This is a genomic window from Clostridium sp. AM27-28, from assembly GCF_003480955.1.
GTDB classification, from domain to species: Bacteria; Bacillota; Clostridia; order Lachnospirales; family Lachnospiraceae; genus Otoolea; species Otoolea fessa.
The window spans coordinates 242,024-266,647 of the sequence record NZ_QUJT01000003.1 but is presented as its reverse complement, the minus strand read 5'-3'; the positions used below and the strand labels follow the sequence as shown (position 1 = coordinate 266,647).

General features: G+C 45.5%; 30 protein-coding genes, 1 tRNA gene and 1 pseudogene. All 32 read left to right on the top strand.

Annotated elements, in window-relative coordinates; translation table 11 throughout:
• Positions 1-465, top strand: a pseudogene (locus DW720_RS05705) (DNA cytosine methyltransferase); the annotation flags it as partial.
• Positions 466-704: 239 nt separating this feature from the next.
• Positions 705-1,139 carry a type II toxin-antitoxin system antitoxin SocA domain-containing protein gene (locus DW720_RS05700; RefSeq protein ID WP_118749357.1) on the top strand — a complete coding sequence of 145 codons (435 nt, stop codon included), beginning with the start codon at positions 705-707 and terminating at the stop codon, positions 1,137-1,139.
• A gap of 2 nt (positions 1,140-1,141) precedes the next feature.
• Positions 1,142-2,101 (top strand): hypothetical protein, encoded by a 960-nt coding sequence (locus tag DW720_RS05695; protein ID WP_118749356.1) that lies wholly within the window; start codon positions 1,142-1,144, stop codon positions 2,099-2,101.
• 110 nt (positions 2,102-2,211) lie between these two features.
• On the top strand, positions 2,212-2,712 hold the full coding sequence (locus tag DW720_RS05690; RefSeq protein ID WP_118749355.1) for a hypothetical protein: 501 nt from the start codon (positions 2,212-2,214) through the stop codon (positions 2,710-2,712).
• A 179-nt stretch (positions 2,713-2,891) separates the two neighbouring features.
• Complete coding sequence (locus tag DW720_RS05685) at positions 2,892-3,155, top strand: hypothetical protein (protein WP_118749354.1); 264 nt, start codon at positions 2,892-2,894, stop codon at positions 3,153-3,155.
• A gap of 38 nt (positions 3,156-3,193) precedes the next feature.
• Complete coding sequence (locus DW720_RS05680) at positions 3,194-4,816, top strand: PBSX family phage terminase large subunit (protein WP_118749353.1); 1,623 nt, start codon at positions 3,194-3,196, stop codon at positions 4,814-4,816.
• Positions 4,817-4,870: 54 nt separating this feature from the next.
• Complete coding sequence (locus DW720_RS05675; protein WP_243099707.1) at positions 4,871-6,280, top strand: hypothetical protein; 1,410 nt, start codon at positions 4,871-4,873, stop codon at positions 6,278-6,280.
• A gap of 30 nt (positions 6,281-6,310) precedes the next feature.
• Positions 6,311-7,528 (top strand): phage minor capsid protein, encoded by a 1,218-nt coding sequence (locus DW720_RS05670; RefSeq protein ID WP_118749351.1) that lies wholly within the window; start codon positions 6,311-6,313, stop codon positions 7,526-7,528.
• Between the two features lie 100 nt (positions 7,529-7,628).
• Positions 7,629-7,820, top strand: a complete 192-nt coding sequence (locus DW720_RS05665; RefSeq protein WP_118523725.1) for a cysteine-rich KTR domain-containing protein — start codon at positions 7,629-7,631, stop codon at positions 7,818-7,820.
• Between the two features lie 226 nt (positions 7,821-8,046).
• A tRNA-Ile gene (locus DW720_RS05660) sits at positions 8,047-8,120 on the top strand.
• A gap of 33 nt (positions 8,121-8,153) precedes the next feature.
• On the top strand, positions 8,154-8,795 hold the full coding sequence (locus DW720_RS05655) for a hypothetical protein (protein WP_118749350.1): 642 nt from the start codon (positions 8,154-8,156) through the stop codon (positions 8,793-8,795).
• 48 nt (positions 8,796-8,843) lie between these two features.
• Entirely contained in the window at positions 8,844-10,019 is a 1,176-nt protein-coding gene (locus tag DW720_RS05650; protein ID WP_118749349.1) for a phage coat protein, read from the top strand.
• Between the two features lie 12 nt (positions 10,020-10,031).
• Positions 10,032-10,529 (top strand): hypothetical protein, encoded by a 498-nt coding sequence (locus DW720_RS05645; RefSeq protein WP_118749348.1) that lies wholly within the window; start codon positions 10,032-10,034, stop codon positions 10,527-10,529.
• A 42-nt stretch (positions 10,530-10,571) separates the two neighbouring features.
• The gene (locus DW720_RS05640) at positions 10,572-10,838 is read left to right on the top strand and encodes a phage holin family protein (protein WP_118749347.1); all 267 of its coding nucleotides are present in this window, start codon (positions 10,572-10,574) and stop codon (positions 10,836-10,838) included.
• 4 nt (positions 10,839-10,842) lie between these two features.
• Positions 10,843-11,238 (top strand): hypothetical protein, encoded by a 396-nt coding sequence (locus tag DW720_RS05635; protein ID WP_118491295.1) that lies wholly within the window; start codon positions 10,843-10,845, stop codon positions 11,236-11,238.
• A 191-nt stretch (positions 11,239-11,429) separates the two neighbouring features.
• A complete protein-coding gene (locus DW720_RS05630; RefSeq protein WP_118749346.1) occupies positions 11,430-11,885 on the top strand; it encodes a hypothetical protein in 456 nt (151 codons plus the stop codon).
• A 2-nt stretch (positions 11,886-11,887) separates the two neighbouring features.
• Positions 11,888-12,532 carry a DUF4417 domain-containing protein gene (locus tag DW720_RS05625; RefSeq protein WP_118749345.1) on the top strand — a complete coding sequence of 215 codons (645 nt, stop codon included), beginning with the start codon at positions 11,888-11,890 and terminating at the stop codon, positions 12,530-12,532.
• Entirely contained in the window at positions 12,526-12,990 is a 465-nt protein-coding gene (locus DW720_RS05620; protein WP_347560702.1) for a hypothetical protein, read from the top strand. Before DW720_RS05625 ends, DW720_RS05620 begins: the two co-directional genes overlap by 7 nt.
• A 141-nt stretch (positions 12,991-13,131) precedes the next feature.
• Positions 13,132-13,497: a hypothetical protein gene (locus DW720_RS05615; protein WP_243099706.1), complete on the top strand. Its 366-nt coding sequence runs from the start codon at positions 13,132-13,134 to the stop codon at positions 13,495-13,497.
• Positions 13,490-14,002 (top strand): hypothetical protein, encoded by a 513-nt coding sequence (locus DW720_RS05610; RefSeq protein WP_118472731.1) that lies wholly within the window; start codon positions 13,490-13,492, stop codon positions 14,000-14,002. The genes DW720_RS05615 and DW720_RS05610 overlap by 8 nt, the downstream gene beginning before the upstream one ends.
• Before the next feature lie 61 nt (positions 14,003-14,063).
• The gene (locus tag DW720_RS05605; protein ID WP_118472732.1) at positions 14,064-14,561 is read left to right on the top strand and encodes a hypothetical protein; all 498 of its coding nucleotides are present in this window, start codon (positions 14,064-14,066) and stop codon (positions 14,559-14,561) included.
• A 15-nt stretch (positions 14,562-14,576) separates the two neighbouring features.
• Positions 14,577-15,029 carry a hypothetical protein gene (locus tag DW720_RS05600; protein WP_118472733.1) on the top strand — a complete coding sequence of 151 codons (453 nt, stop codon included), beginning with the start codon at positions 14,577-14,579 and terminating at the stop codon, positions 15,027-15,029.
• Complete coding sequence (locus tag DW720_RS05595; RefSeq protein WP_279221243.1) at positions 15,029-15,607, top strand: Gp15 family bacteriophage protein; 579 nt, start codon at positions 15,029-15,031, stop codon at positions 15,605-15,607. The genes DW720_RS05600 and DW720_RS05595 overlap by 1 nt, the downstream gene beginning before the upstream one ends.
• A gap of 3 nt (positions 15,608-15,610) precedes the next feature.
• Positions 15,611-18,508: a hypothetical protein gene (locus tag DW720_RS05590; RefSeq protein ID WP_118749342.1), complete on the top strand. Its 2,898-nt coding sequence runs from the start codon at positions 15,611-15,613 to the stop codon at positions 18,506-18,508.
• Positions 18,501-18,908, top strand: a complete 408-nt coding sequence (locus tag DW720_RS05585; protein WP_118523718.1) for a hypothetical protein — start codon at positions 18,501-18,503, stop codon at positions 18,906-18,908. Before DW720_RS05590 ends, DW720_RS05585 begins: the two co-directional genes overlap by 8 nt.
• A complete protein-coding gene (locus DW720_RS05580; RefSeq protein WP_243099705.1) occupies positions 18,908-20,662 on the top strand; it encodes a hypothetical protein in 1,755 nt (584 codons plus the stop codon). Before DW720_RS05585 ends, DW720_RS05580 begins: the two co-directional genes overlap by 1 nt.
• Complete coding sequence (locus DW720_RS05575; protein WP_118749341.1) at positions 20,655-21,098, top strand: hypothetical protein; 444 nt, start codon at positions 20,655-20,657, stop codon at positions 21,096-21,098. Before DW720_RS05580 ends, DW720_RS05575 begins: the two co-directional genes overlap by 8 nt.
• Positions 21,095-21,622, top strand: coding sequence for a hypothetical protein (locus DW720_RS05570; RefSeq protein WP_118491309.1), 528 nt, complete (start codon positions 21,095-21,097; stop codon positions 21,620-21,622). Before DW720_RS05575 ends, DW720_RS05570 begins: the two co-directional genes overlap by 4 nt.
• Positions 21,615-22,037, top strand: a complete 423-nt coding sequence (locus DW720_RS05565) for a hypothetical protein (RefSeq protein ID WP_118749340.1) — start codon at positions 21,615-21,617, stop codon at positions 22,035-22,037. Before DW720_RS05570 ends, DW720_RS05565 begins: the two co-directional genes overlap by 8 nt.
• A gap of 2 nt (positions 22,038-22,039) precedes the next feature.
• Positions 22,040-22,972 (top strand): hypothetical protein, encoded by a 933-nt coding sequence (locus DW720_RS05560; RefSeq protein ID WP_118749339.1) that lies wholly within the window; start codon positions 22,040-22,042, stop codon positions 22,970-22,972.
• A gap of 13 nt (positions 22,973-22,985) precedes the next feature.
• A complete protein-coding gene (locus DW720_RS05555) occupies positions 22,986-23,636 on the top strand; it encodes a hypothetical protein (protein ID WP_118749338.1) in 651 nt (216 codons plus the stop codon).
• 80 nt (positions 23,637-23,716) lie between these two features.
• On the top strand, positions 23,717-24,624 hold a 908-nt coding region (locus DW720_RS05550), incomplete at its 3' end, for a tyrosine-type recombinase/integrase (RefSeq protein ID WP_243099704.1).

Genomic DNA, 24,624 nt, shown 5'->3' with positions numbered 1-24,624 from the left:
AAGAGCGGTACCGGACAAGATATAAGGGAGCCATTACATACAGTGACGACCTCGCCGGGACATTTTGGAGAGGTACGGGCGTTTTTGACTAAGTATTACGGCACTGGTACCGGGCAGGATATAAAAGCGCCGCTTGATACTATCACAGCGCAGGATCGTTTCGGGCTGGTAACCATATATGGCACCGAGTACCAGATTGTGGATATCGGACTGCGGATGTTGGCACCGAAAGAGCTGTACGGCTGTCAGGGATTCCCGGATGACTACATCATCGACCGGGACTGCGACGGGAAGCCTTATCCGAGAGCGGAGCAGGTGCGGCGCTGTGGAAATGCTGTGTGCCCGCCGATACCTACGGCGCTGGTGCGGGCGAATCTGAAAGAGTTATGCGTTGCGAAAAGGCTGCCAAACTGCCGCGCGGATCGTCTGGGCGAGGATGCGGGCGGGCAGCTGAGGTTCGCGTAGGAAAAGTTCAGAATAAAATGGATATACAGGGAACCTCTAATGGGGAGGTGGAGGTTTCTTTATAAGTAAAAAAATAAAAAAGACGAAAAATCAACACAAAAACTATCTAAAATGTCAATAGACTTTTTGTGCAATATGACATATACTATAGCTATCATAAGGTTAATAGAGAATGAAAAACTTGAATGTAAGGATGATTATATTCAAGTTTTTTGCTTTATGAGCAGGAGGGATATGTTATGTATAGCGCAGTGGATGTTGCAAGGTACATTATTTGGTATTGCAAACGGCAAGGATATTCGATTAGTAATTTGAAATTACAAAAGATTTTATACTTTGTTCAAGCGGAATTCCTTGTTAATACAGGTAAACCATGTTTTAGCGAAGAAATAGAGGCATGGGATTTTGGACCAGTTGTTCCAGAGGTATATCATGAATTCAAAATTTTCGGTAGTGCAGATATTCCTAGAGCTGTATGCATGAATGCGGATGAGCTGATATTAAAAAAAGACAGAAAAATAATTAATGAAATGGTAGATCAATGTGCACACTATACAGCATCTGCTTTAGTGGAAATTACACATAATCAAGATCCGTGGGTTAAGGCATATGAAAAATATTGCAATAATGTTATTGAGAAAGAAGATATACAGCAATATTTTGAAAAGGAATAGAAATGATTGAATGGAATAAAGATACAAAAAAGCAATCGGATTCAACCTCAAATTATATTCAAGAAATGGAAGCGGCGGTTGACAATTTGTGTAATGAGCTGCTTAAGGATTCGAAAAAATTTGAAGCAAATGTTTTTTTCGATAGATTGCATGATTATATCATAAAAGAAGATAGGCTGCTGTACACTAATATTACAAATTATATCTTTTCTTTGGATAAAGAAGAAGAATTTGGAATAATGCAAACAAATTTAGACAGTGTAATTAATTATATGTATGGTAACCAATTTGAAATAGATCATCCGTGGAAAACAGATCGTAAATATCAAAGAAATCCGTATGAGAGAACTAAACGAACAGCCTTAAAGTTATGGGATCACATGAATTTAGCTAAACGACAGATGGCATTGTTTAAAATGACGGATGAAGATTACACAAAAATAGTGAGCAAAAAAATGGAAGTTGAGGGAAATAAATTGTCAAAAGAAGTTAATGGACAATTAATTTCATTGGTTGCTATTTTTACTGCGTTGTCATTTATTGTGTTTGGGGGTATTAGCTCGTTAGACAATATCTTTGAAGGTGTAAAGGATATTCCAGTTACGAAACTTATGATAGTTGGAACGATTTGGTGTTTTTGTATCATGAATTTGGTGTTTGTTTTTATGTTTTTCGTAGCAAAATTAACAGGGTTAAATATAAAATCTTCAAAAAACATAAATGCAAATTTGGTTCAGAAGTATCCGCTGATTTGGTGGTGCGATTTTGTGCTAATATCTGTGCTTATTTTCTCATGTTGGGCGTATTACATAAAATGCGAAGGATTTAGCAATGTGGCGTATGCTTTTTTATCAAAATATCCTACAGTTTATTTCGTACTTGGAACATTGATTTTGGTTGCTATTGTAAGTTTTTTTGCGAGAAAGATTTTAAAGATGGCTAAAGAGCCTATGGATGATTAAAGCATATATCAGATGATGTATGCTTTAATTTGTGTATGATATGTCATGAGTTTTTTATAAAATAACATAATATGTTTTATTGACAGTGTAGTGTACGAGGGAAAACAAAAATGAGTTGGAATGAAATTGAATATAGCCTTATTATAGGAGTGATAAGTGGGATTATTAGTAGTATAATTGTAACACAATTATATAGAATTAAAGATAGAGAACGTGATAGAACACTTTTTTTTGAAAGATTTAAGGACTTTTATTCAAAGTTGTATTCGCTACTATCATCGCTTATGTTCCCAAATGAAGAAGTTTTTTTGGAATTTAAAAATATTCATCCACCAAGGAAATATAGATGGATACATTTAAAAAAAGAGGAAGCTTCAATTATATATAAAATTGATGAAATCTATTATGGTTTAGCACCAAAGATAAGAGAAATGTCTAATGAATATCAAAAAACAAAAGATGAATATATTTTAATGGAAGTATGGTCTCAGTATGCGGAAGATTTTGGTGTTATGTATAAACAAATGGTTGAATTAGGGGACAAAGTTTGGGATTTGGCATATCCAGAGGGTAAGAAATATAGAAAAATTGCAAATAAGAAAAAGAAATAATAATTTTGTTATAAAAAGAGGCTATATTTAAATTCTATGATGAAAGAGTTGTTGATAGGAAAGGCTAGCAACAACTCTTTTTAGATCTATCCCCCAAAAATCCAAACGTGCAGAGAACCCCTCCCACCCCGCCATGATAAAATAATGGCAGAATGCCAGAAATAGGGGAAGTGATAGACATGAATCTGAATATGGCGATGCGAAAGCTCCAAAGGGCAATTCTCGTGAGAACGGGATTGGTTGTGAAGATTGGGACAAGTCAGTTTCATAGTAAGGACCAGAACCGTATGATTACGATGTATTCACTGACAACGCCAGTGTTGCAGGAGAACCGGAGGGGAGAATGGAGGATGAAGGACTATGAGATTATCCGGACGGCATCGCAGATTGATATTGTCATGACGCTTCGAGAAATCTGGACGCAGTTAGAGGGTTGGGCTTGAGCTGGAGAAGGGAATGTACGATGGAAGAGGGTGGATAGATGAAGCTGACGCCGAAGCAGAAAGCTTTTGCGGATAATTACATAGAGAATGGAGGGAATGCTTCTGCAGCGGCGCGGGACGCAGGATACAGGGAACGGGCGGCGGGGTCGATGGGAGCGGAGAACCTGAAAAAGCCGCAGATAGCCGCCTATATAGCCGAGCGGCAGGAGAAAATAGATTCCGACCGCATCTGTACGCTGAAAGAGATCCAGGAGCTTCGGAGCAGAGTGGTGCGTGGGGAGGAGAAGGATCAGTTTGGTCTGGATCTCTCCGTAGCGGATCGGTTAAAGGCTGCGAACGATTTGGAAAAGGCGTTATCCATCAAGGAGCAGCAGGAAGCGCTTCGCAAAGCAAAAGAGGAAGCCAGGGCCGCGGGAGAATACCACATTGATTTGGATGTGATTGCGGATGTATTCCATCCGTTGATTCGCGATGTGAGACGTGGAAAGCATACAGAATATATTCTTCCCGGTGGGCGTGGTTCGACCAAGTCCTCGGGAATTTCGTGTATAATTCCGGAGCTGATAAAGAATCATCCAAGTATGCACGCGCTGATTCTCCGCAAGGTGGGGAATACGATAAAAGATTCTGTGTTCGCTCAAATGAAATGGGCGATCGCGAAGCTGGGATTGGAAGAGGAGTTTCGGTTTAAGACATCCCCGTTTGAAATCACGTATATGCCAACTGGCCAGAAGATATATTTCCGAGGTGCAGATGATCCGCTGAAAATTAAATCGATTAAGCCGGAGTTCGGATATATCGGTATTCTCTGGCTGGAGGAGCTGGATCAGTTTGCGGGACCGGAAGAGGTCAGAAGTATTCAGCAGTCCGCCATCCGAGGCGGTGATGAGGCATACAGCTTTAAATCCTTTAACCCGCCGCGCAGTAAAATAAACTGGGCGAATCAGTATGTGGAGGAGGCGGAGTTTAAGGATCCGGAGGCGTTGGTCTGCCGGAGCACTTACAAAGATGTCCCGGCGGAATGGCTGGGCGAACAGTTTGTGAACGACGCCGAGCATCTGAAAGAAGTAAATCCGGATGCATATGAGAATGAGTATATGGGTCATGCGAACGGAAATGGAGGCAACGTATTCGAATTTGTAGAGGTGCGGGCAATCACAGATGAAGAAATCAGTCATATGGATCGACTCTACTGCGGTGTAGACTTCGGATGGTACCCGGATTCGTTTTGCTATCTGCGGACGTACTACGATGCCGCCAGGGAAACAATCTATCTTTTGGACGAACTCTATGTGACGAAGTGGAGCAATGCCAAAACGGCGGGATGGATCAAGAAAAAAGGGTACGATGACTACGTTATGATATGTGATTCTGCCGAGCCGAAGTCAATCAATGATTTCCGGGACGCGGGTCTTCCTGCCCGCGGGGCGGAGAAGGGGCCTGGCAGTGTTGAATACGGATTTAAGTTTTTGCAGACAAAGAAAATTGTCATTGACCCGAACCGGACACCGAACGCACATAGAGAGATTACCCGCTATGAGTATGACCGGGATAAGGAAGGAAATATAATAAGCGGCTATCCGGACAGGGACGATCATGCGATTTCAGCGCTGCGTTACGCATATGAACCTCTGTTCAACCGGAGAGGAAACAGTGCATAGTTGTATGGGTGAAAATAGATGGGATTAATAGAGACAATAAAAAGGTGGATAGGGATGATTTTCAAGAAACAGGCAGAGGATGAGTTTAAGATTAAGTCCGTAGTATCTCCGGAGATGGATCGAGAGCTGAAATGCTGCGCGGGTATTTATGCTGGAAAACCTCCGTGGCTTAGTAAAAATAACAGAATCCGGACTGTGAACTTTGCTAAGTCAATTTGTTCAGAGACTGCCAGACTGACAACCTTGGCAATCGGGATCCAGATTGAGGGTAGCGCGCGGGCGAATTGGCTGCAAGAGCAGATTGATAAGGTGTATTTCCAGATTCGTCACTGGGTTGAATTTGGCTGTGCCTACGGAACCTTGTTTGTAAAGCCGAACGGGGAAGGGCTGGACATATTTACGCCGGAAGATGTTATTCTGGTAGATTATGATAACCAGAGCATTAAAGGACTGGTTTTCCGTGATACACACACGGAAGGGGATAAATTTTATACAAGGCTTGAGTATCATCGCTTTGTAGAGGTATGGCAGGACGGAAAACGTGTGTGTCCGTATTATATCAGCAATCGAGCATACGTTTCCAAATCGGCAGATGACATTGGGAAAAAGATTGCATTGGAAAAAACCAAGTGGGCGGATATGATGGAGGATACACCACCAATATTGAAAGCAAACGGGGAGCGGCTGGATGGCCCGATGTTTGGCGTGTTCCGTACACCGCAGGCAAACAACATCGATTTATCTTCTCCAATGGGACTGCCAATGTATGTGGAAGCAATCGAGGAGTTGCGCGATCTGGATGTAGCGTACAGCCGGAATGCCGGGGAGATATTTGACAGTGAAAAAATTGTGCTGGCAGACGATCGCCTGATGATGCCGGATGGAATGAATATCAAGGGCAGAACGGCGATTGAATTGGAAAAGCAGCGGGAGGAAATGAAGCTGCCGCACTATGTGAAAAACGTGTTCGGTTCAGATTCTAAGGATTTCTACCAGGAAATCAATCCGCAGCTTAACACAGAAGAACGTCTTTCTGGTATTAATGCCCTGCTGTCCCAGATAGGTTATAAAGTCGGGTACAGCAACGGATATTTCGTATTCAACGAGAAAACAGGAATGGTAACGGCAACGCAGGTGGAGGCGGATGACCGGCGGACGATCCAGCTGATAAAAGATATGCGGGACAAGCTCCAGGACTGCTTGAATGGTGCGATTTATGCATTGAGTGTGTATGCGGACCTGAACGGCTTGGCACCGGCTGGGCTGTATGAAGTGACGTATGACTTCGGAGACATAACCTACAATCGTGAAGAGGACCGGGCGCGCTGGTGGCAGTATGTTATGCAAGGAAAAGTGCCGGCATGGGTCTACTTCCAGAAATTTGAAGGAATGTCCGAAGAGGATGCGAAAGCAATGGTAGAGGAAGCACAGCCAAAAGAACCAACGCTGTTTGGGGAAGAGTAAAAGGATGCAATAGAGGAAGTGAGGGCGGCAATGCTTAGACCGGCATATTTGGCGGCGATTGCGGAAGGAAGTGAACAGATCGCTTCGGAGCTGCATGATTATATTGTACAAGCCATTGTGGGGCGGATGATGGAACGCATTGGCAGAGGAGAAAAATATCTGCTGACTTCGGCGGACCGCTGGCGGATCCAGATCTTGCAGGATGCTGGGGAGTTGCTGGAGAATATAACGGCGGAGCTTTCTCTGTACACAGGGAAGCAAATACAAGAGATTCGTTCGGCAATGGAAGAGGCGGGAGTGAAAGCGCTGGAAGCGGATGATTTGATATACAGTGCTGCCGGTCTGTCTACGGTACCACTGTGGGAGTCTCCAGCGTTGGTTCGGTTGATGGAGCGGAATATGAACGCATCGTTGGGTGAATGGAGAAACTACACCCGCACGACGGCAGAAGAAGCACAACGGCTCTATATCACGGAATGTGATAAGGCGTACAACCGCGTTATGTCTGGAGCAGTGGCGTATACGCAGGCAGTCAAAGAAGCGGTTGAAGAGGTTGCTTCGGCAGGCGTGGCAGTAAAATACCCAACCGGACATACAGATACACTAGAAACAGCGACAGCACGGGCGGTTCGTACCGGGATCGCCCAGGCAACCGGGGACATATCCTTGAAGCGCATGGAAGAAATGGACTGGGATATTATTCTAGTATCTGCACATATTGGAGCCAGAACCGGAGACGGCGGGCAGAATCCTGGTAATCATTTGTGGTGGCAGGGGCAGTTTTATAGCAGGAGTGGAACAGACAAACGCTTTCCTCCGTTTTCGCAAACGGGGTACGGAACAGGAGAAGGGCTGTGCGGTTGGAACTGCCGTCATAGTTTTGGCTGTGGGGATGGTGTTCATAATCCATACGAAGACATTCAGACGGAGGATAATGTCCGGATGGAAAAATTGGAAAAACGTCAAAGGGAGCTGGAGCGCCGTGTTCGAAAAACAAAGCGCGCTGTGATGGGGATGCAAGTGGCAGTTGAAAAATGCCAAGATGAAGCTGCAAGGGCTGTTCTGCAACAGGAGCTGGATCGAAAGTCATTTCTCTTGCAAAAGCAAAACAGAGTCTATCAAGACTTTTGCAAATACAATAATCTGCGCCCCCTTTCGGAGCGTTTAAAAATAGCCAGATGGAGCAGGGAACAGGCGGCAAAAGCCAGAGGAGCGGCAAGACGGTATCAGAATGCGAAAAGAATATGATGACAGAAATCAATAAAAAGTAATTGTAGAGATGTGAAACGTGGGGGGAATGGATTGGGGAAAAACATGATAAAATGGCAGTATGTTGGAGGGGAGAAGAATGATAAAGAATGGATGGGTATGCTGCAGAATATGCGGCAACAAGACCCGGACAAAAATTCGGCCAGATACGGAAGCGGTAAATCTTCCAGTATTTTGCCCGGTATGTAAAAACCAGAGCATTGTAGATATTGTAAAAGGGAATGTTTTTTATATTCAGAGCCAGACGCATGACGCAGAGCCGAACGAGTAAGAAATTCTTACAAGTTTAGACTCTGCGTTTTCTATATGTTGGGTAGACTCCTTTCATGTTTGTGTGCGCCCTTAAAAGAAATCCCCAGCTAGGGGAGAGGTTGAAAAGCGGATGCAATTTCCGGCGCACACTTGCAACGCAAGTTGCACATACGTTATCATTTGTACCCCCTGTTGTGCCAAGCATAGCACATGAAAGAAAATGCTAACCGGCCTGTGCCGGTTTAGGACCGTTAGCTCAGTGGGTTAGAGCACCCGGCTCATAACCGGATGGCCCGGGGTTCGAGTCCCTGACGGTCCAGTACCATATGTTTCAGCGTTAAGGAGGATGAGAATGGAGAATTATGAGCAGATCCTTAAGGGCTTGGGAGTCGAGATTCCTGAGGACAAAAAAGCCGATCTGAAAAAGAAGATGGAAGAAAATTACAGCACCAAGGAAGATTATGACAAGGCGGTAGAAAAAAGAGATGAGTATAAAACGTCTCTTGAGCAGGTACAGGAAAAGCTGGATGGTTTTAAGGATGTCGATGTGGACGATTTGAAAGGACAGATTCAGACCCTTACCTCAGAGCTGGCGGATGAGAAGAAAGCCAGAGCAGAAGACGCCCGCAAAGTGGAAGTGGAAAAGACAGTCAATGCGTTTCTTTCTTCTACGGATGAAAAGGGCGAGAGACAGTATCATTTCCTGAATGATATCACTGAAAATCATTTCAGGGATGCACTGATGGCGGAGCTGGATAAGGATTCGGCGAAGGGAAAGTCCATCGGCGATATTTTCAAGGGTATGGTAACGGATGCCGATGGAAAGCAGAAGCCAGGAATCTTTGTAGATAAGGCGCAGGCAAACAGCGCCAGATTTACGGCTCCGGCCGGCAAAAGCAAACCGGAGGGCGGACATAAATACACGATGGCAGAGGTCATGCGGATGAAAAATGAGAATCCAGACCTTGATATCGATTCTTTTATGAACGCCTGATAGTACGTAAACCAAACAAAACCAAGATGAAGGTAGAAAGGATAAACAATGGCATTATTTGATTTAAAAAATTTCAATGGCGAAGTGTTTGGGCGGTATGTAGATACGGTTCCGAACCTCAACAGAAACCAGCTGCTGAAATCCGGTGCAGTTATTGAGAAAAGCCAGTATGCGGCAATGCTCCCGGATCAGACAGGAGGAAACTATATTACCGTACCGATTAAGGCACGCATCGGTGGTACAGCGGATAACTACGATGGTTCGACGGATATCAAGTCGGATTCCCGTGATACGTACACGCAGGGGCGTATCGTAGTGGGTCGTGCTCACGGATGGACCGAGAAAGATTTTTCATCGGATATTACCGGAGAAGATTTCCTTCCAGCAGCGGGAGAGGTTGCGGAATACTGGGATGACGTGGATCAGGCTACATTGTTAGCAACGCTGAAAGGTGTGTTTGGTATGACTGGAACCGAGAATGTGAAGTTTGTTACCGCTCATACCTATGACGTATCGGAGAATGCAACGGAGTGCGGATTTAAGGAGATCACTCTGAATAATGCAATTCAGAAGGCACTGGGAGACAATAAAGCGAAATTCAGTTTGGCAATTATGCATTCCAAAATCGCGACGGATCTGGAGAACTTAAAGCTTCTGGCGTATATGAAGTATACCGACAAAGATGGCGTTGAAAGAGATCTTACGATGGCTACACTGAACGGAAGAACCGTACTGGTTGATGATAATATGCCGACAGAGGCAGTCGAAGCGAAGTATGTTAAGGCAGTACAGACGGATCCAGGCGCACTGAAAGTAACCACAGACGGAACAGGAACGGGTGAAATCAAGAAAGCAACGGTTTCGACTGATATTCCGGATGCGGCAGAGGGAGATTATGTAAAACTCCTTTCGGCAGGAACGGTATATACAACGTATGTTCTGGGAGCGGGTGCAATTGAATATACAAACTGTGGCGTAAAATATCCGTATGAGATGGATCGTAATCCGAAAACCAACGGTGGCGAAGATACCCTGTATTCCCGCCAGAGAAAGATTTTTTCTCCGTATGGAATCAGCTTCAAACGCCCATCGTTTGTCTCCCCGACGGATGCTCAGTTATCAACTGGTTCAAACTGGGAGCTTGCAAATAATAATGCAAGTTCCGGAACAAAGTATTTCCCGTCGAAAGCGATCCCGATCGCACAGATTAAAACCAGAGGTTAAGGAGGTTCCGGCATGGCATATGCAGATTATGAGTTTTATGGAAAAAATTATTTCGGCAATGTCGTGCCGGAAGCAGATTTTCCCAGACTTTCGGAGCGGGCATCGGATTGGCTGGATACAGTAACTTTCGATCGTTTGGTTGACGGTCTGCCGAGTGATGAGAGAACCCAGAAACGTATTCAGAAGGCAGTCTGCGCTCTTTCAGAAACATTGTATCAGATAGAGCAGGCAGAGAAACAGGCTATGCAGATAGTCGCTTCGGGAGTTTCAACGGGCGAGAGTGGTGCTGATAACAGAACGGGTGTGATAACATCCCGATCCGCTGGAACGGAATCAATTTCTTATGCGACCCCTCAGCAGCTCGGAAGCGCCGCGAAAGAGTGGAGCGCTCTCTATGCCGCTGCGGGGGATGTGAGCAAAACGAATGATCTGCTCCTCAAAACAGCGCTTCCGCTGCTGATGGGAGTAAGAACAGACGATGGGATACCAATTCTGTACGCTGGAATATGATACAGTAAAAGGTTGGTTGAAAATTAAAGGGAGGATGAGTCAATGGATATTGCAACTTTAGGATCGTGTGTGGCGATCGTTATGATTTGTTATATCGTGGGTCTTGGCTGTAAGGCTGCGAAGAAAGTGCCGGATGAATGGATTCCGGTTATCATGGCGGTAGTCGGCGGCGTTCTGGGGGCTGCTGGAATGGGAGTTATTCCAGATTTCCCGGCGACGGACTACATCACGGCGGTGGCGGTCGGTATGTTCAATGGTCTGGCGGCAACAGGCGTGAACCAGTTATACAAACAGAGCAAGAAAGCGTAGTTGAATGGGCGGACGAGGCGCTTCGAGCGGTATAAGCGATAAGGGTAATTCTTACGGCAGCCAGTATCACACCGTCTTGAAAAGCGGAAACATAAAATTTGTGGAAGCAAATGACAGGCACTCAGAAAGCCTGTTTGAAACTCAGACAAAAGGTCGTGTATATGCAACAGTGGGCGGAAATGATCTTCTGAAAATCATATATTACGACCGACAAAATAAAAGAGCAAAACAAATTGACCTCGACCATAAACACAAGGGGATGCAACCTCATATCCATCATGGATACTATCATAATGAAAATGATAGTGCTAAAGGAGCCAGTCACTTGACTTCTTCTGAAAAGAAAATGGTTGAGAGGGTAAAACAGATATGGTACAATCATATAAACAGAAAGCATTAGTTTAAACGAACAAAAACAGTGTGATCAGCACATGATTCCCATAAAGGGATGCTTTTTGCCAGCAAGTGTCGTATACCTTGGTGATTACGCCTTGATGGAGGAGAGTTCGGTTCAACTCCGAACGCTTGCCGAATGAGAGATATCATATCAGAAATGATGTGGTGTCTCTTTTTTGTTATACGGAGGTAAATATGGGTGGACGTGGAAGTGGTAGCGGTAATTTAAAAACTGGTGGTAGCTCTATTGCACTGTCAAACAAAATCAAAAGCGAAATGCTTCAGCATGGAATAAATAGCAAATTTAAGGGTGTGCAAAGAGATGCCAAAGCAGGTGAAGGCAACTACTCATACAAAAATGCTAAAGCAATTAACGAATCAGTTGCTTTAAAAATGGATGTCATAAGAATGCATGAAAGAGATGGGAATACTCTTGTTGAAGGTATGAACAACGGAAGACATGTATTCTATGCAAATCGAACTTCTGATAGAGTGATTCAAACCATAAAAAATAATGAAGCAAAAAAGAAAGAAAAACAAGTCCAGGAATCAGGAGAAAGAAGACTTGAAATAAGAACGACAACAACTTATGATAGATGGAAAAAAAATAATGATAAAAAATTTTCCGCATGGTTCTCTGGTGGTAGGTAACAATGGCCAATAAATCAAACAGTATTGCATACGAAAATTTGAATCGTCGCATCTTTCCTGGCATTGGAGAATACGGTATACCACAGATAGAGCCTGAGGTATTCGAGGGAAACTGTGAATTTATCGGTTTCAATTACGCTAGGGGCAAATGTAACAATCCAGAAGAGAAAACTGTTCATTTCTTCTTAGATGATTATCAGTTTGACGCACTATGGAGAAATCCAGACAGGTATGTGGACAAGCTGAGTAGATTCCAGTATATCTTGACACCAGATTTTAGCACCTACACCGATTTCCCTAAAGCTATCCAGATATACAATCATTACCGAAAGCATTGGATTGGTGCATATCTGCAAGAATATGGTTGTCACGTGATTCCAACAATATCGTGGAGTATGCCGGATTCTTATGACTGGTGTTTTGATGGAGAACCAGAGGGCGGAACGGTGGCGGTTTCTTCGGTCGGATGCGTGAACAGTGCAGAAAAAAGAAGTCTGTTTTTATCTGGGTACGCGGCGATGGTTGAGCGGTTACATCCGGAGACAATCATCTTTTACGGCAGTGTACCGGAGGAGTGCAAAGGAAATATTGTCCGGGTGCGGGCATTTAGCGATAAATTCAAGGAGGCGGTATGTGATGGGTGGTAATTATGTATAGTGATACGGTTACAGTATTTTGTTGTTACGAGTCATCAGACGAAGCCATCTGGTACCCATATGTCTTATCGGGTGTAGATTTGAATATGGATCGGGGTGCAATCTTGAAAAAATATGGTCCAGGCAGTACGGACAACGCACAGCTTCATATTGAATACCAGGAGCAGGATGGTAGCAAGCTGATCCGGACGGCAGCAGGACTCTTGCTTCCGTGGCTTCCGCCAAAGAGTTGGAAAAGGCAGGAGGTGGAAGAAAGGGCAGCCAGTATCACGTTTGGCAGTGATGATTTTTTCATGGCTGGAGAATGGGAGGCAGGTGCCGTGAATGATGCTGATTACCCGGATGGTTTTTATCAGTATCTGAATGCGGAACGGGATTACTGCTTTAAGATATCCAGTGTGGGCGGACCGTACAGCCTGATCCCGCACTTTGAAATTCTAGGAAAGTAGGTGGACGACATCGCCAGAAGGAGTAAAAGAGGTGCTATGAAAAGCTTCTCTACCGTTAAGGGAAATGTTCACATAACATTGGATATGTCGCGGTTTAAGCGACAGTTTCAGAGGGCACAATATCAGCTTGATGGGGCTGTTATGGAAAGTATGGTTCCATTTATGCCGATGATTACCGGAAGTTTTATAAATACAACCCGCGCGGCTAGTGCGGCGGTGCAAGGCAGCGGTGTTGTATATGCTGCCTATGGTCCGCAGGGGCGATTCTTGTATGAAGGAAAAGGCATGGTAGATGAGCAAACCGGCAGCCCCTGGGCGCGTAGGGGAGCGAAGAAGGTTTTGGTCAGCCAATATGGCGGAAAGACACGGGCAAAGGAACGGCTGGAATATACGAAGCAGGCGCATCCGAAAGCGCAAGCGAAGTGGTTTGAAGCAGCCAAGAAGGCAGATGAAAAGGCATGGATTCACCTGGTAAAAGAAACAGCGGGAGGTGGTAAACGTGGCTAATGTATTGCAACCGATAGGAACAGATGCGAGTGGTTATGAGGTACTGACGGCGGCGATCCGGGAGCTTTTGAATCAGTATCCGGGTCTGCCACAGGGAGAACGGATTAAGTTTGAAGAGCTGGAAAAAGACAAAGGAATTGCTTTTTCAGCGGACAGCGGTGCCTTGATTTATGAGGAGAATGAGGATGTGATAGGGAACATCTTTCAAACCTGTCAGTTTCCGTTCTATGTTGTATACCGGACGGCATCCGATCGGGAACGACGTAAACTATCGGCTCAGAGCTTTCTAGACGGGCTTGGAAAATGGCTCTGCCGGGAAAAGGTTGTGTTAAATGATAAAGAATATCGTTTGACTGAATATCCAAAGCTCTCCCAAGAGAGAAAGATAACAAGAATTGTGCGGGAAAATGCATATGGCTTGGAACCGCAGGAAAATGGTGTACAGGATTGGGTTCTTCCGGTATCTGTACGATACAGTAATGAAATATTAGAGCCAGACGCATGACGCAGAGCCAGGATCAATTTGATTTGAGGCTCTGTTTTTTTTATTCAAGAAGGAGGACGTTATGAGCAAATTAACAAGAGGTGCTTACAGAACATTTCTGGATGCGGCATTTGGTGGTACTGGAACGCCTAAATGGTGGAGACTGGGAAAGTACACCGATGATTTAAGCGTTAATCTGAATCCGGATGTTTCATCCAATAAGAATGTCTGGGACGAATCGTATGTTGAGGACAACGGTTATGAACCGTCGATCGAATCGACCACCTACTATGCGGATCCGACCGATCCGATTTATCCGAAACTGCGAGATATGGCAATGAACCGGTTAAAGGGTGATGATTGCAGAACAACGATTCTGGAAGTGATTGTAGAGGATACCGCAGCGGCAAAACACAGGGCATGGAAAGAGGATGTTGTGGTGAAGCCGGAAGAGTACGGCGGCAATACATCGGGCTTTCAGATCCCGTTCAGCATTCATTTTGATGGAAACCGGAAGGAAGGTTCTGTCACGATCGCGGATGGCGCTCTCACGTGGGATGATGCCAAGGTAGGAGAATAAGGAAAGGTGTAACAGATGGGAAATGTAATTCAGATTGATGATGGCAGTAAGGTATACGATATTACGAATATGCGTGGGGAACTTTTGGGACAGTTCAAATTTATTCCATCTGATTTCGATCTTATCCGGCGTTATGATGAGACGGTTTCTGCTTTTGAGCAGATGTCCGAGGAGATCAAGGGGAAAAAAGATGCACCGATTTCCTATGTAATGGAATTGGATAAGCGTATCGGAGAACAGGTGGATTATCTGTTTAATGCGCCGGTGGCGAAAAGCTTCTTTTCGATTACCTCCCCGTTCACGATGCTGGACAGCGGGCAGTTCTTTGTTGAGAATGTGCTGAACGCCGTGAAGGGGATCATTGAGCAGGAGAGAAATGTAAAGCTGGAAGCGGTGCAGGCTCATGTTCAGAAATACACGCAGAAATACAAAACGGGTCCGGGCGGCTATATTGCCCCGGTAAAATAGTGTTTACCTGGGATCTTCCGCAGGCGCTGGAAGTTGGCGGGAGAATGTATGAAATTCGGACAGATTTCCGCCCGGCTCTGGATATCTTGGAGGCATTCAATGATCCAGAGCTGCCGGAGGAAAACAAAATCCAGGTAATGATGGAGATTCTGTTTGTAGAGCTTCCACCGGAGGAGTACCTGAATGAAGCCGTAGAACGGGCGTACTGGTATCTGGATTGCGGGAAACGAAGTGATGGAAAGGCTGGTCCCAGAGTCATGGATTGGGAGCAGGATGCATCCATGATTTTTTCGGCGATTAATAAGGTGGCAGGATATGAGCTGAGAAATCCCCAACGCTATACGCATTGGTGGACGTTTGCGGGGTATTTTGACGAAATAGATGAAGGGACCTTTTCGCAGGTTCTTGCCATACGCCAGAAGCGTGCAAAAGGGAAGAAGCTAGAAAAATGGGAAGAAGAGTTTCTTCATGAACATCGTTCACTTGTAATTTTGGAAAATAAGACATCGGAGGAAGAACAGAAACGGATTGCGGCAGAAGAGGCAGCGGTCGATGCGTTATTTAAGGGGGTGTACTGATAGATGGCGGACGGAACCATAGTAATTGATACGGCGATCCGGAAAGATGGGCTTGATGCCGGAATTAATGAGATAGAACAGGCACTGGACGGCGCATCGGCGCAGTTTCATGATTATGGGGATTCTGTTCAGAAGTTCATCGATGACTATATGAACGGAGCCGGACAGGCATCTCGGTACACGAACGAATTAAAGCAGCAGGTTGAAACACTGAAAGAGCAGTTGAAGGGGCTCGAAGGGAAAGGACAGTGGTTTGGAGACAGCGAATATGATGAGAAGTATTTGCAATATCAGAAACTTCTGCAGGCGGTAAAGGATTATAAAAGAGAAATTGTAAGCCCGACACCGGATGCGAAACTGTTTAATTCGAGCACCCTGGAAGGCCAGATCGAGAAGCTGACCGGAGATTTGATGAAATTACGCAACAGCGGAAAGGGCTTCGGAGATGAGACGTTTGATGCGACGGCGATCGCGCTGAAACGAGCCCAGCACTCACTTGCAGATTATCAAAAAGAACTGTTTAAGACAGATGAGCAGCGGCAGAAAGAGGCAGAAACAGCCAGGAAGCAGGAAGAAGCGCAGCGGCGCGTGAATGAGAGGCTGGAGGAAGCGCGGCAAAAGGAAGCCGCCGCCGCTCAGGAAGCTGCCCGGCTTTCGGCGATCGGTAAGAATGCTAAAATTTCGAATCGACGCATCGTGTCCCTCAATAAGGAACTGGCTGCCCTGGAGGCACGACAAAAGGAACTGTCAAAAGCGGGCGTAGGGCCGGGATACAAAGAATATGACAGCAACGCCCGGAAAATAAGGAAGCTTAGGGAAGAACTGAGCCGTTACCAGAGCGGCGCAAAGGCATCTGAAAAGCAGACTAAGAAACTGAATAAATCCTTGGATAATACCAAGAAATCGGCGGGTGGCGCCCGGATGAGCATGAAACGGATGTTGATGATGTCCCTGATGTTTTCAACGGTGTTCCGTGCACTATCTGCAGTTGCTTCGGGGTTAAAGTCGGGTACGGATAACCTGGCGCAGTATTCGGATGATACAAATCGGGCGCTCTCTATGCTGGTGTCTGCTCTGACCCAGTTGAAAAACAGTTTTGCAACTGCATTTTCTCCGGCGATCGAGTATGCGGCACCGGCACTGACAAAAATGATTTCACTTTTGTCGGAAGCAGTTACGTGGGCGGCACAGCTGACGGCTGCTTTGACTGGCAAGGACACGTATACACGGGCAGTTAAGGTAGAAGAAGATTACGGCGCTGCCCTGAAGGAGAGCAACCAGCAGTTAAAGGATAAAGAGAAACTGAATAAAAAACTGCTGTTTAGCTTTGATGAGCTGATACAGGCACAGAAGAACAGCAACGATACAAAAGATTATGTCGGACCAACACCGGATCAGATGTTCAAAACGGAGGAAGTTCCGAATGAAATGAAGGATCTGGCTGCGGATATAAAAAAGACATTCTCTGATTTGTTTGACCCGCTGAAAGAGTCGTGGAAAGAAAATGGTCCGGAAGTGACGGAGGCTGTTAAAGCGGCTTTTACGGCGATGAAGCAGCTGGCGGGGGATGTCGGGGCTTCCTTTATGCAGGTCTGGAATATGGAAGGATATGGGAAACGTATCACGGATGATCTGCTGATTACGGTTGCCAACCTGGCATGGACGGTCGCTAATCTGGCTACACAGTTGGATGCAGCATGGGTGGCAGGCGATACCGGCACAAACATCATGCGGCATCTGGGAGATATCATTTTAGAAATCACAGGCTTTTTCCGTGATGCATCGCAGAGTATGAAAGACTGGTCGGCAGATTTGGACTTTTCTCCGTTACTTACCAGTTTTGATGCAGTTTTGGCGGCACTGGGACCGGTGGTAGGAGACATTGGCGACGCGTTGCTGTGGTTATTGAATAAATGCCTTCTCCCGTTGGCAAAATGGGGGCTTGAATCAGGGCTTCCGGCGGTATTTGACCTGATAGCGGCGGCGCTGACGGCATTACATAGTGTGCTCATGGCAGCAGAACCGACATTCGACTGGATGTGGAATGATTTCTTCCAGCCGATTGGGCAATGGACAGGTGAGTTAATCATCGGAGCACTCCAGAAGCTTACGCAGGCGCTTTTGAGGTTTTCAGACTGGGCATCTCAGCATAAGAGTACGATTCAAGCGCTTACGGAGGTTGTAATCATGTTCTTTGCGGCATGGGCGGTCACAACGCTGGTTTCTCATGTTGGATTGATGATCGCGAATCTTGGGAAGCTGATTGGCGTTCTGGCAACGACCAATATCAAATTCTTGGCGATTGTGACGGTTCTGACAGCAGTTGCAGGGCTGGCAATGAAAGTGGCTCAGGCGTGGACAAAAATGACACCAGGAGAGCGGCTGGCGACGAAGATCATCGCGGTAGCTGGTGCGATTGCATTGGTGGTAGCGGCGATCGGAGCGTTGACCTCCAATTATGTGATGCTTGGTGTGGCGATGGCGGTTGCGGGAATCGCAGGATTGGGAATTTCCAGTATTGTGAGCAGTGCAAATTCCAGAAGCGGAAACAGCCGACCGAATACAGCATCTGCATATCAGAATGCGAACCGGGCAGTTTCTTACGCGAGCGCACCGTTCAGGATGCCTCGTCTGGCAACTGGTACGGTGGTACCGCCGAGAGCGGGTGAGTTCGCTGCTATCTTAGGAGACAATAAACGGGAAACTGAGGTGGTATCTCCGCTTAGCACGATGAAACAGGCTTTGAAAGAGGCACTGGAGGAATCTGGGGCAATCGGCGGCGGAAGAGATATTCATATAGATTTGATACTGAACGGGCAGAGATTTGCCAGTGCAGTATATAAGGCGAACAATCAGGAAAGACAGCGTGTAGGAGTAAGGATGGTGCAACAGAATGCCTAAGATTGGAAATGGAGTATTTGAGATTGACGGAATGACGTTTCGGTTATGGGTTAAAGAGCTGAAACGCTCTTTCAAAGTAACCGATACGGATAATTCTGGGCGGTTGAAAGATTACAGTATGTATCGGGACATTGCAGGTACCTTTTACAATTACACGCTGACGCTGGATCCGGATCGGAGCAATCGGGCTGATTACGATAGTTTTTATGAGATCGTGTCAGCGCCGAAAGCCTCTCATCATATGGTGTTTCCGTATGGGCAGGAGACACTGGAGTTTGAGGCGTATGTAACCAGCGGAGATGATAGTTTGAAGATGCAGGAGACGGATAACGGACATATCAATAAATGGTCGGGTCTGTCGCTGAATTTTATAGCCATGAAACCGAAAAGGAGACCGTGATGGGAGAAGGATTGAAAATCGTATATGATGATGTGGCGCCATATGCGAAAGAAAATAGCACTCCGCAGATTGTAAAAGCAGGATTGCGCCCTCATAAAGGACTTTTCCCGCGGGCGGGGTTGGTGCCGGCAGCGACAACCGTAGAACGAGAGTTCTTGGATCTACGCCGGGATGATTTGACCTATCCCGGTTACGCGCTTTGTTATCCTGGCTTTTCGCTGCTGGATGGAAACTATATCAATATGCCAGCTCCGGCAGTTGATTACGGATATATTTCGGATGAATGGTCGGATGCGGACGGTAATTTTGGATGGAGATATAGCAGAAAAGGGCTCACACCTCAAAAAGGGCTGTACCCGCGAACATTTCTATACCCAGCACCTGGCGGAAGTACCTGGATGGATATGCCAGCACTGACGATCAGTTTCAACGGGAAGTTTTCAAGTGTAGGTATTCTTCTTACGTTCAATTTGCTGTCGGGAGATTATGTGCGGAAGCTCAATATTAAATGGTATGCAGATGATATCCTGCTTTCAGATAAGGATTTCGAGCCGGACAGTGCGAGATATTTCTGCAGTAATTATGTGCTGCGGTACAACAAGATTGTATTGACATTCAAAAGTACGTCAAAACCATACCGCCCGGTGTTCCTGACCCGCATCGATTACGGAATCTATCGTGATTTCCTTTCGGATGAGCTGCTTGAAACGGATTGCTTGCAGGAGATCAATGCGATTTCAGAGAGTATCAGCATTAATACGCTGTCATTTACTGTTCGGGCTAAGAATAATATTCCGTTCGATCTGCAGAAAAAGCAGAGATTGGGATTGTACTTCGACGGCCGCTTGTTGGGGAATTTTTATTTGAAGAGCGGCGCCAGAAAGAACCGGGTCGATTATTATATGGACACACACGATGCACTGGGGATTCTGGATGGTAATGAATATCATGGAGGGATCTGCTCGGCTGTGAAAGTAGATACGGTACTGCAAGAAATATTTGCCGGGGAAGATTTTGGGTATACATTGGATGAGTCCTATAAGGATGTTACGCTGACAGGGTACATTCCGTATACGAGCAAGCGAAATGCGCTGGTGCAGGTGGCATTTGCCATTGGTGCGATCGTAGACACGTCTTACGGAGATTGTGTGCGGATTTATCCGCAGCCACAGGAAGTAACGGGAATTTTTGATAATTCGAACACGTTTGATGGATTGACCCTGGAGCATAGCGACATAGTAACCGGAATCCGGCTGACCGTTCACAGCTATGCGGAGACGGATGAGGAGGAAGAGCTATACAAGGAAGCACTGAATGGAACCGCGGAGATTGTATTTTCGGAACCGCATCATAGCCTCTCGATCCTCGGCGGCGCTTTGGAAGAGAGTGGAGCCAATTATGCGATCATAACAGGAACAGGAGCCGTTATTACACTGACTGGGAAAAAATACGGTCATTCGACATCCCAGTTATCGAAAGATAATCCGGATATTATTTACAACAAAAATATTAAAGAGGTAACGGATGCAACTCTCATAAATCCAGAAAATGGACCGGCGGCACTGGAACGTATTTATGAATATTACCAGCGGGCAGAGAGCGTTGTTGGCGATGTGCTTCTGGAAGAGGACAAGCAGTTGGGACAGAAAGTGCAGATTGACACCGGCTACGACGGCATCCGCACAGGAGTAATAGAAAGCATTGATCCGAGTTTTGCAACAGGAATAAGAGCGAGGATAAGCATACATGAGTGAGATTCTTGACAGTTTGATATTTGACCGGGTACAGGAAGATTTAGATAACCTGACGTGGAAAGCGTATATTGATTATTCTGATTTGAACCGTATTGAGGGGGCTATAAAATGGGTTTCTTATGTGCTGAATCGGTATAGCTATAAAAATATGACACATAATAAGCTGAATTGGAAAATGAATGACTTCCGGACAGAGAAAGAGATGAAGCGCCTGCGGGATAATATAGCAGCTATCCGGGCGGCTTATTATACCCCAGACAGTACACCGCTTACGCCGGAAAGAATTACATACACATCCATTTATCAGGCAAATGCGATCGAACGAATTATTTATGATATTGGCACATTGATTGAAACCTCTTCACCGGGAATGCAGCATTTAAGCTTCAGGCTGGGAAGTGGCAAGGCATTAGGGAACAGGAGCGTGACAATATGAATTTAAAGACGGATTATAAAAATGATATCTTTTCTGGAAAACGAAAATATCATATGACCAATAATGATGATGGAACAATTTCTCTGGATGATGTAACTACCTATGTGCAGGAGGGGGATATTCTTTCGGCAGATGATGTGAATGCAACCAATAAGGCCGTGAACGAGCTGCGGACGGGGAGTGATTCGTTTCAAGAGGAGATCACAGAAAAGGTTAAAGCTGTTTCGGAAACGGCAGATGCATTGACAGGAGAGGCGCTTCTGACGTTCAAGAGTTCCGGATGGAGCGATACAGCGCCATACACACAGAAGGTTACATTTGCAGGAATAAAAGAAAAAGATATTCCCGTATATGGTTTGCGCTTGACCGGCACACTGTCAAATGTGACGGTAGAAGCCCAGAAACTTGCATGGGGTTACGTAGACCGGATTGCATCGGGAAACGGTGATGTAACGGCATATTGTTACAGCAAAAAGCCAATGACAGATATTACAGTATCGGCGAAAGGGGTAAAACATGGCTGATGGAATTTTGTTAAAGCATGGTGCCGGTGTGGATAATACGGATTTGACCGCGGTATCGGGGGATGTCCTGGAAGGAGAGAGGTTCTTGGGAGCTGACAGCAAGGAAGCGCAGATGGGAGCGATGAAACGGATAACGGCGGTTGATAAGTCAATGACCGTCAATGAGACTTACAACATCCCTGCTGGATATCATGCTGGTACGGATTCTTTCCATCAGTCAGGGATTCCAGTTGAGGATGGTCCGCAGATTGATCCAGGCAGCGGTGGAATTACTGTAAATGTAAAAGGAAAATACCTGCAGAGTAATGCAGTTCTTATGTCGGTGGAGAACCTACGACCAGAAGTGATAAAGTACGGGGTTCAAATCGGAGATATTACGGGAAATTATCAAGGATTTCCAGATGAGGAGGGGTAACGGTGGATGGATTGCTGGATATGGTGGTGCAGAGCGCAGATTTTGATGCGCTGACAGCGACACCGGAAATGGTATTGGAAAAGAAAAAATTCATTGGTCCAGATGGCGCTATCAGTGTAGGTACAATGCCTGATAGGGGTTCCCCTACGATTTCCCTTCCCTTGAATGGAACAGCGTCAATACCGGCAGGAAAATACAGTGGAGGAAAGGTTACGCAGAATATCCCGGCAATGGGAGATTATACAATCTATCCGACCAGTAAGGAACAGCAGATTCCAACAAAAGGGGTCTATATGGGTGGAAACATCATCGTTCCCAAGCTGAGCAATCTGGTGCCGGAGAATATCAAAGAAGGGGAATACGTCGGCGGAGTCGGACCGGGAACCTGGAAAGGGTTTGTGGTGAATGATCCGTATACGCTGTATTATCGGGGGACGTTTGGCCCGGGGCAGGGTATAAAAACACTTAGATCATATAGTGGTTCTCATACAGTAAATCCTACATACGAAGAAAAATACATTTATTTAGCGCCAGATGGTCGGCTGACAGAGCAATTTTGTAGATTTAATCCTGTCGATATAACGGGAAAGAAAACATTAATAATTGAATATACGGTTTATTTGAAAGCGATAGCATACAATACTTGCTATATGAAGCCGTTTTTAACTACGTTTGATCCAGATGATGGAAGTGGGGGGCGATTGGATGTTCTCGGAGATAAAAATTTGTTGGGAATAACAACGTTGGGAAGAGATACTAAATATACGGCGCCAACCGCTGTAAGTGGTGATGGAGCTCATGATGGTGATCAAATAGAAAGTCTTCGGGTGGATGTATCATCTTTTTCACGAACGGTATATCTTTCCTTGTATGTATATATGACAAAATATGAGAAGTATGCTTGGTTTAAAATTCATAGCATAAAATTCGAATAAAGGAGAAATCAATATGGGAATGAATGATAAACACAATTACGATCCAACAAAATGGGTAGACAACAGCGAACCGGATATTGATGCAGAACATTTGAATAAAATTGAATCAGCGCTGCAAGAATACGGTGTCAGCATTGATGAGCTGGCGGCAGCAGGGGGTACCGCCGCGAAAGTCAAGGCTACCGATACATACGGTTTGGTAGTGAGTGCCTTAGGGGAGAGTACCGCGCAGGCGCTGATTGACGCGATCGCCAATAAGGTTATGAATGAGCTCATCAACAAAAATAAGATTGTAAACAACCTTCTGGCAACGGATGCCTCCACCGTTCTGGCGGGAACGCAGGGAGCGGCGCTGGATAAAAGGCTGGTGGCGGCAGAGAATGCGGTTGCTCAGTTAAATAGCGAGGCCTTATTTACCAATGCTCTTCATACTGTCAGTGCCAACGACAGTAACGGCATAAAAAATGACATGTATGCTAATTGGAATACTTTTAAAACTGGTGTAGCTGCACTTCTGTACCGAAATTCTGCCGAGGCATGGATCGGACTTATCAATAAATACGATAATGCTAAAGGAAGCGTTTTACTGATCAACTCCTGGGGCTCAATTAAAGTTTACCGACACTATGGAACCGTTTTAACTGACATATATGTGGCATCTTGAAATAACAATTTCATAAAGAAAATTTTACAGAATCTCTCCGTTTTGGTACCTTAAAAGTGTCAGAAAGGAGAGATTTTTATATGGTAGAAGAGTTATTGATGAATGTGGTAAATGCAATGAGTAATTGCTTGGATGAAGAGCAGTTGGACAAGCTGCAGAATGTCCTGTACATCAATTTCCACGATGTGAGAGTAGTAGAAGAGAAGAATGAGCTCCAGGCGACCGGCACCGACAGCGACACCGCAAAGATGCGGTTATTTGTGGCATCTAAAAAAGTGTCAGGTAGGCAAGACAATACATTGGCTCAGTACATCAGGGAGATCACTAATTGCCGTAACGCGCTGCGAAAGAATATTGAGGATATCACTACGATGGATCTGCGCTGGTACTTTGGAATGCTCCGGGAACGGAACAAAATCAGTATGGTTACGCTGCAGGGGCGGATGCGGTACCTCAATAGTTTTTGGACATTTTTGCAAAAAGAGAATCTTGTTAAAGATAATCCAGTGGCGCGTATCGAATCGCTACGTATTGAGAGCACTATCAAAAAGGCGTTTTCGGCACAGGAGTTGGAGGCACTTCGAATGGCTTGCGTCCGTCCGAGGGATCGGGCGCTCATAGAGTTTTTATATGCCACGGGCGTTCGCGTGTCGGAGCTGTGCAGCCTTAATATAGGCGATATTGATTTATATAAGCAGGAGTTTAAAGTGATGGGAAAGGGCAGGAAAGAACGCCATCTGTATATATCAGACGGTTCGTGTTTTCATCTCTATCGCTATCTACGCTGGCGGATGGGTAAAGAAGGGTTAACGATGGAAGAGTTGGCGAGCAAGCCGCTCTTTGTGTCAGCTAAGAAGCCATACAGCCGCATGACGGTGGCGGGAGTGCAGTATCTTGTAAAGAATCTTGGCAAAAAGGCAGGCGTTGGAAACGTTCATCCGCACCGGTTCCGTCGGACTTTTGCCACGGACCTTCTAAACCGCGGAAT

Coding starts and splice junctions, on each gene's coding strand:
- DW720_RS05555 (WP_118749338.1), top strand. CDS start 22,986: ATGGGAATGAATGATAAACACAATTACGATCCAACAAAATGGGTAGAC.
- DW720_RS05665 (WP_118523725.1), top strand. CDS start 7,629: ATGATAAAGAATGGATGGGTATGCTGCAGAATATGCGGCAACAAGACC.
- DW720_RS05605 (WP_118472732.1), top strand. CDS start 14,064: ATGAGCAAATTAACAAGAGGTGCTTACAGAACATTTCTGGATGCGGCA.
- DW720_RS05690 (WP_118749355.1), top strand. CDS start 2,212: ATGAGTTGGAATGAAATTGAATATAGCCTTATTATAGGAGTGATAAGT.
- DW720_RS05625 (WP_118749345.1), top strand. CDS start 11,888: ATGGCCAATAAATCAAACAGTATTGCATACGAAAATTTGAATCGTCGC.
- DW720_RS05585 (WP_118523718.1), top strand. CDS start 18,501: ATGCCTAAGATTGGAAATGGAGTATTTGAGATTGACGGAATGACGTTT.
- DW720_RS05570 (WP_118491309.1), top strand. CDS start 21,095: ATGAATTTAAAGACGGATTATAAAAATGATATCTTTTCTGGAAAACGA.
- DW720_RS05670 (WP_118749351.1), top strand. CDS start 6,311: ATGCTTAGACCGGCATATTTGGCGGCGATTGCGGAAGGAAGTGAACAG.
- DW720_RS05600 (WP_118472733.1), top strand. CDS start 14,577: ATGGGAAATGTAATTCAGATTGATGATGGCAGTAAGGTATACGATATT.
- DW720_RS05655 (WP_118749350.1), top strand. CDS start 8,154: ATGGAGAATTATGAGCAGATCCTTAAGGGCTTGGGAGTCGAGATTCCT.
- DW720_RS05615 (WP_243099706.1), top strand. CDS start 13,132: ATGGAAAGTATGGTTCCATTTATGCCGATGATTACCGGAAGTTTTATA.
- DW720_RS05645 (WP_118749348.1), top strand. CDS start 10,032: ATGGCATATGCAGATTATGAGTTTTATGGAAAAAATTATTTCGGCAAT.
- DW720_RS05680 (WP_118749353.1), top strand. CDS start 3,194: ATGAAGCTGACGCCGAAGCAGAAAGCTTTTGCGGATAATTACATAGAG.
- DW720_RS05635 (WP_118491295.1), top strand. CDS start 10,843: ATGGGCGGACGAGGCGCTTCGAGCGGTATAAGCGATAAGGGTAATTCT.
- DW720_RS05565 (WP_118749340.1), top strand. CDS start 21,615: ATGGCTGATGGAATTTTGTTAAAGCATGGTGCCGGTGTGGATAATACG.
- DW720_RS05640 (WP_118749347.1), top strand. CDS start 10,572: ATGGATATTGCAACTTTAGGATCGTGTGTGGCGATCGTTATGATTTGT.
- DW720_RS05575 (WP_118749341.1), top strand. CDS start 20,655: ATGAGTGAGATTCTTGACAGTTTGATATTTGACCGGGTACAGGAAGAT.
- DW720_RS05630 (WP_118749346.1), top strand. CDS start 11,430: ATGGGTGGACGTGGAAGTGGTAGCGGTAATTTAAAAACTGGTGGTAGC.
- DW720_RS05695 (WP_118749356.1), top strand. CDS start 1,142: ATGATTGAATGGAATAAAGATACAAAAAAGCAATCGGATTCAACCTCA.
- DW720_RS05650 (WP_118749349.1), top strand. CDS start 8,844: ATGGCATTATTTGATTTAAAAAATTTCAATGGCGAAGTGTTTGGGCGG.
- DW720_RS05590 (WP_118749342.1), top strand. CDS start 15,611: ATGGCGGACGGAACCATAGTAATTGATACGGCGATCCGGAAAGATGGG.
- DW720_RS05685 (WP_118749354.1), top strand. CDS start 2,892: ATGAATCTGAATATGGCGATGCGAAAGCTCCAAAGGGCAATTCTCGTG.
- DW720_RS05675 (WP_243099707.1), top strand. CDS start 4,871: ATGATTTTCAAGAAACAGGCAGAGGATGAGTTTAAGATTAAGTCCGTA.
- DW720_RS05700 (WP_118749357.1), top strand. CDS start 705: ATGTATAGCGCAGTGGATGTTGCAAGGTACATTATTTGGTATTGCAAA.
- DW720_RS05580 (WP_243099705.1), top strand. CDS start 18,908: ATGGGAGAAGGATTGAAAATCGTATATGATGATGTGGCGCCATATGCG.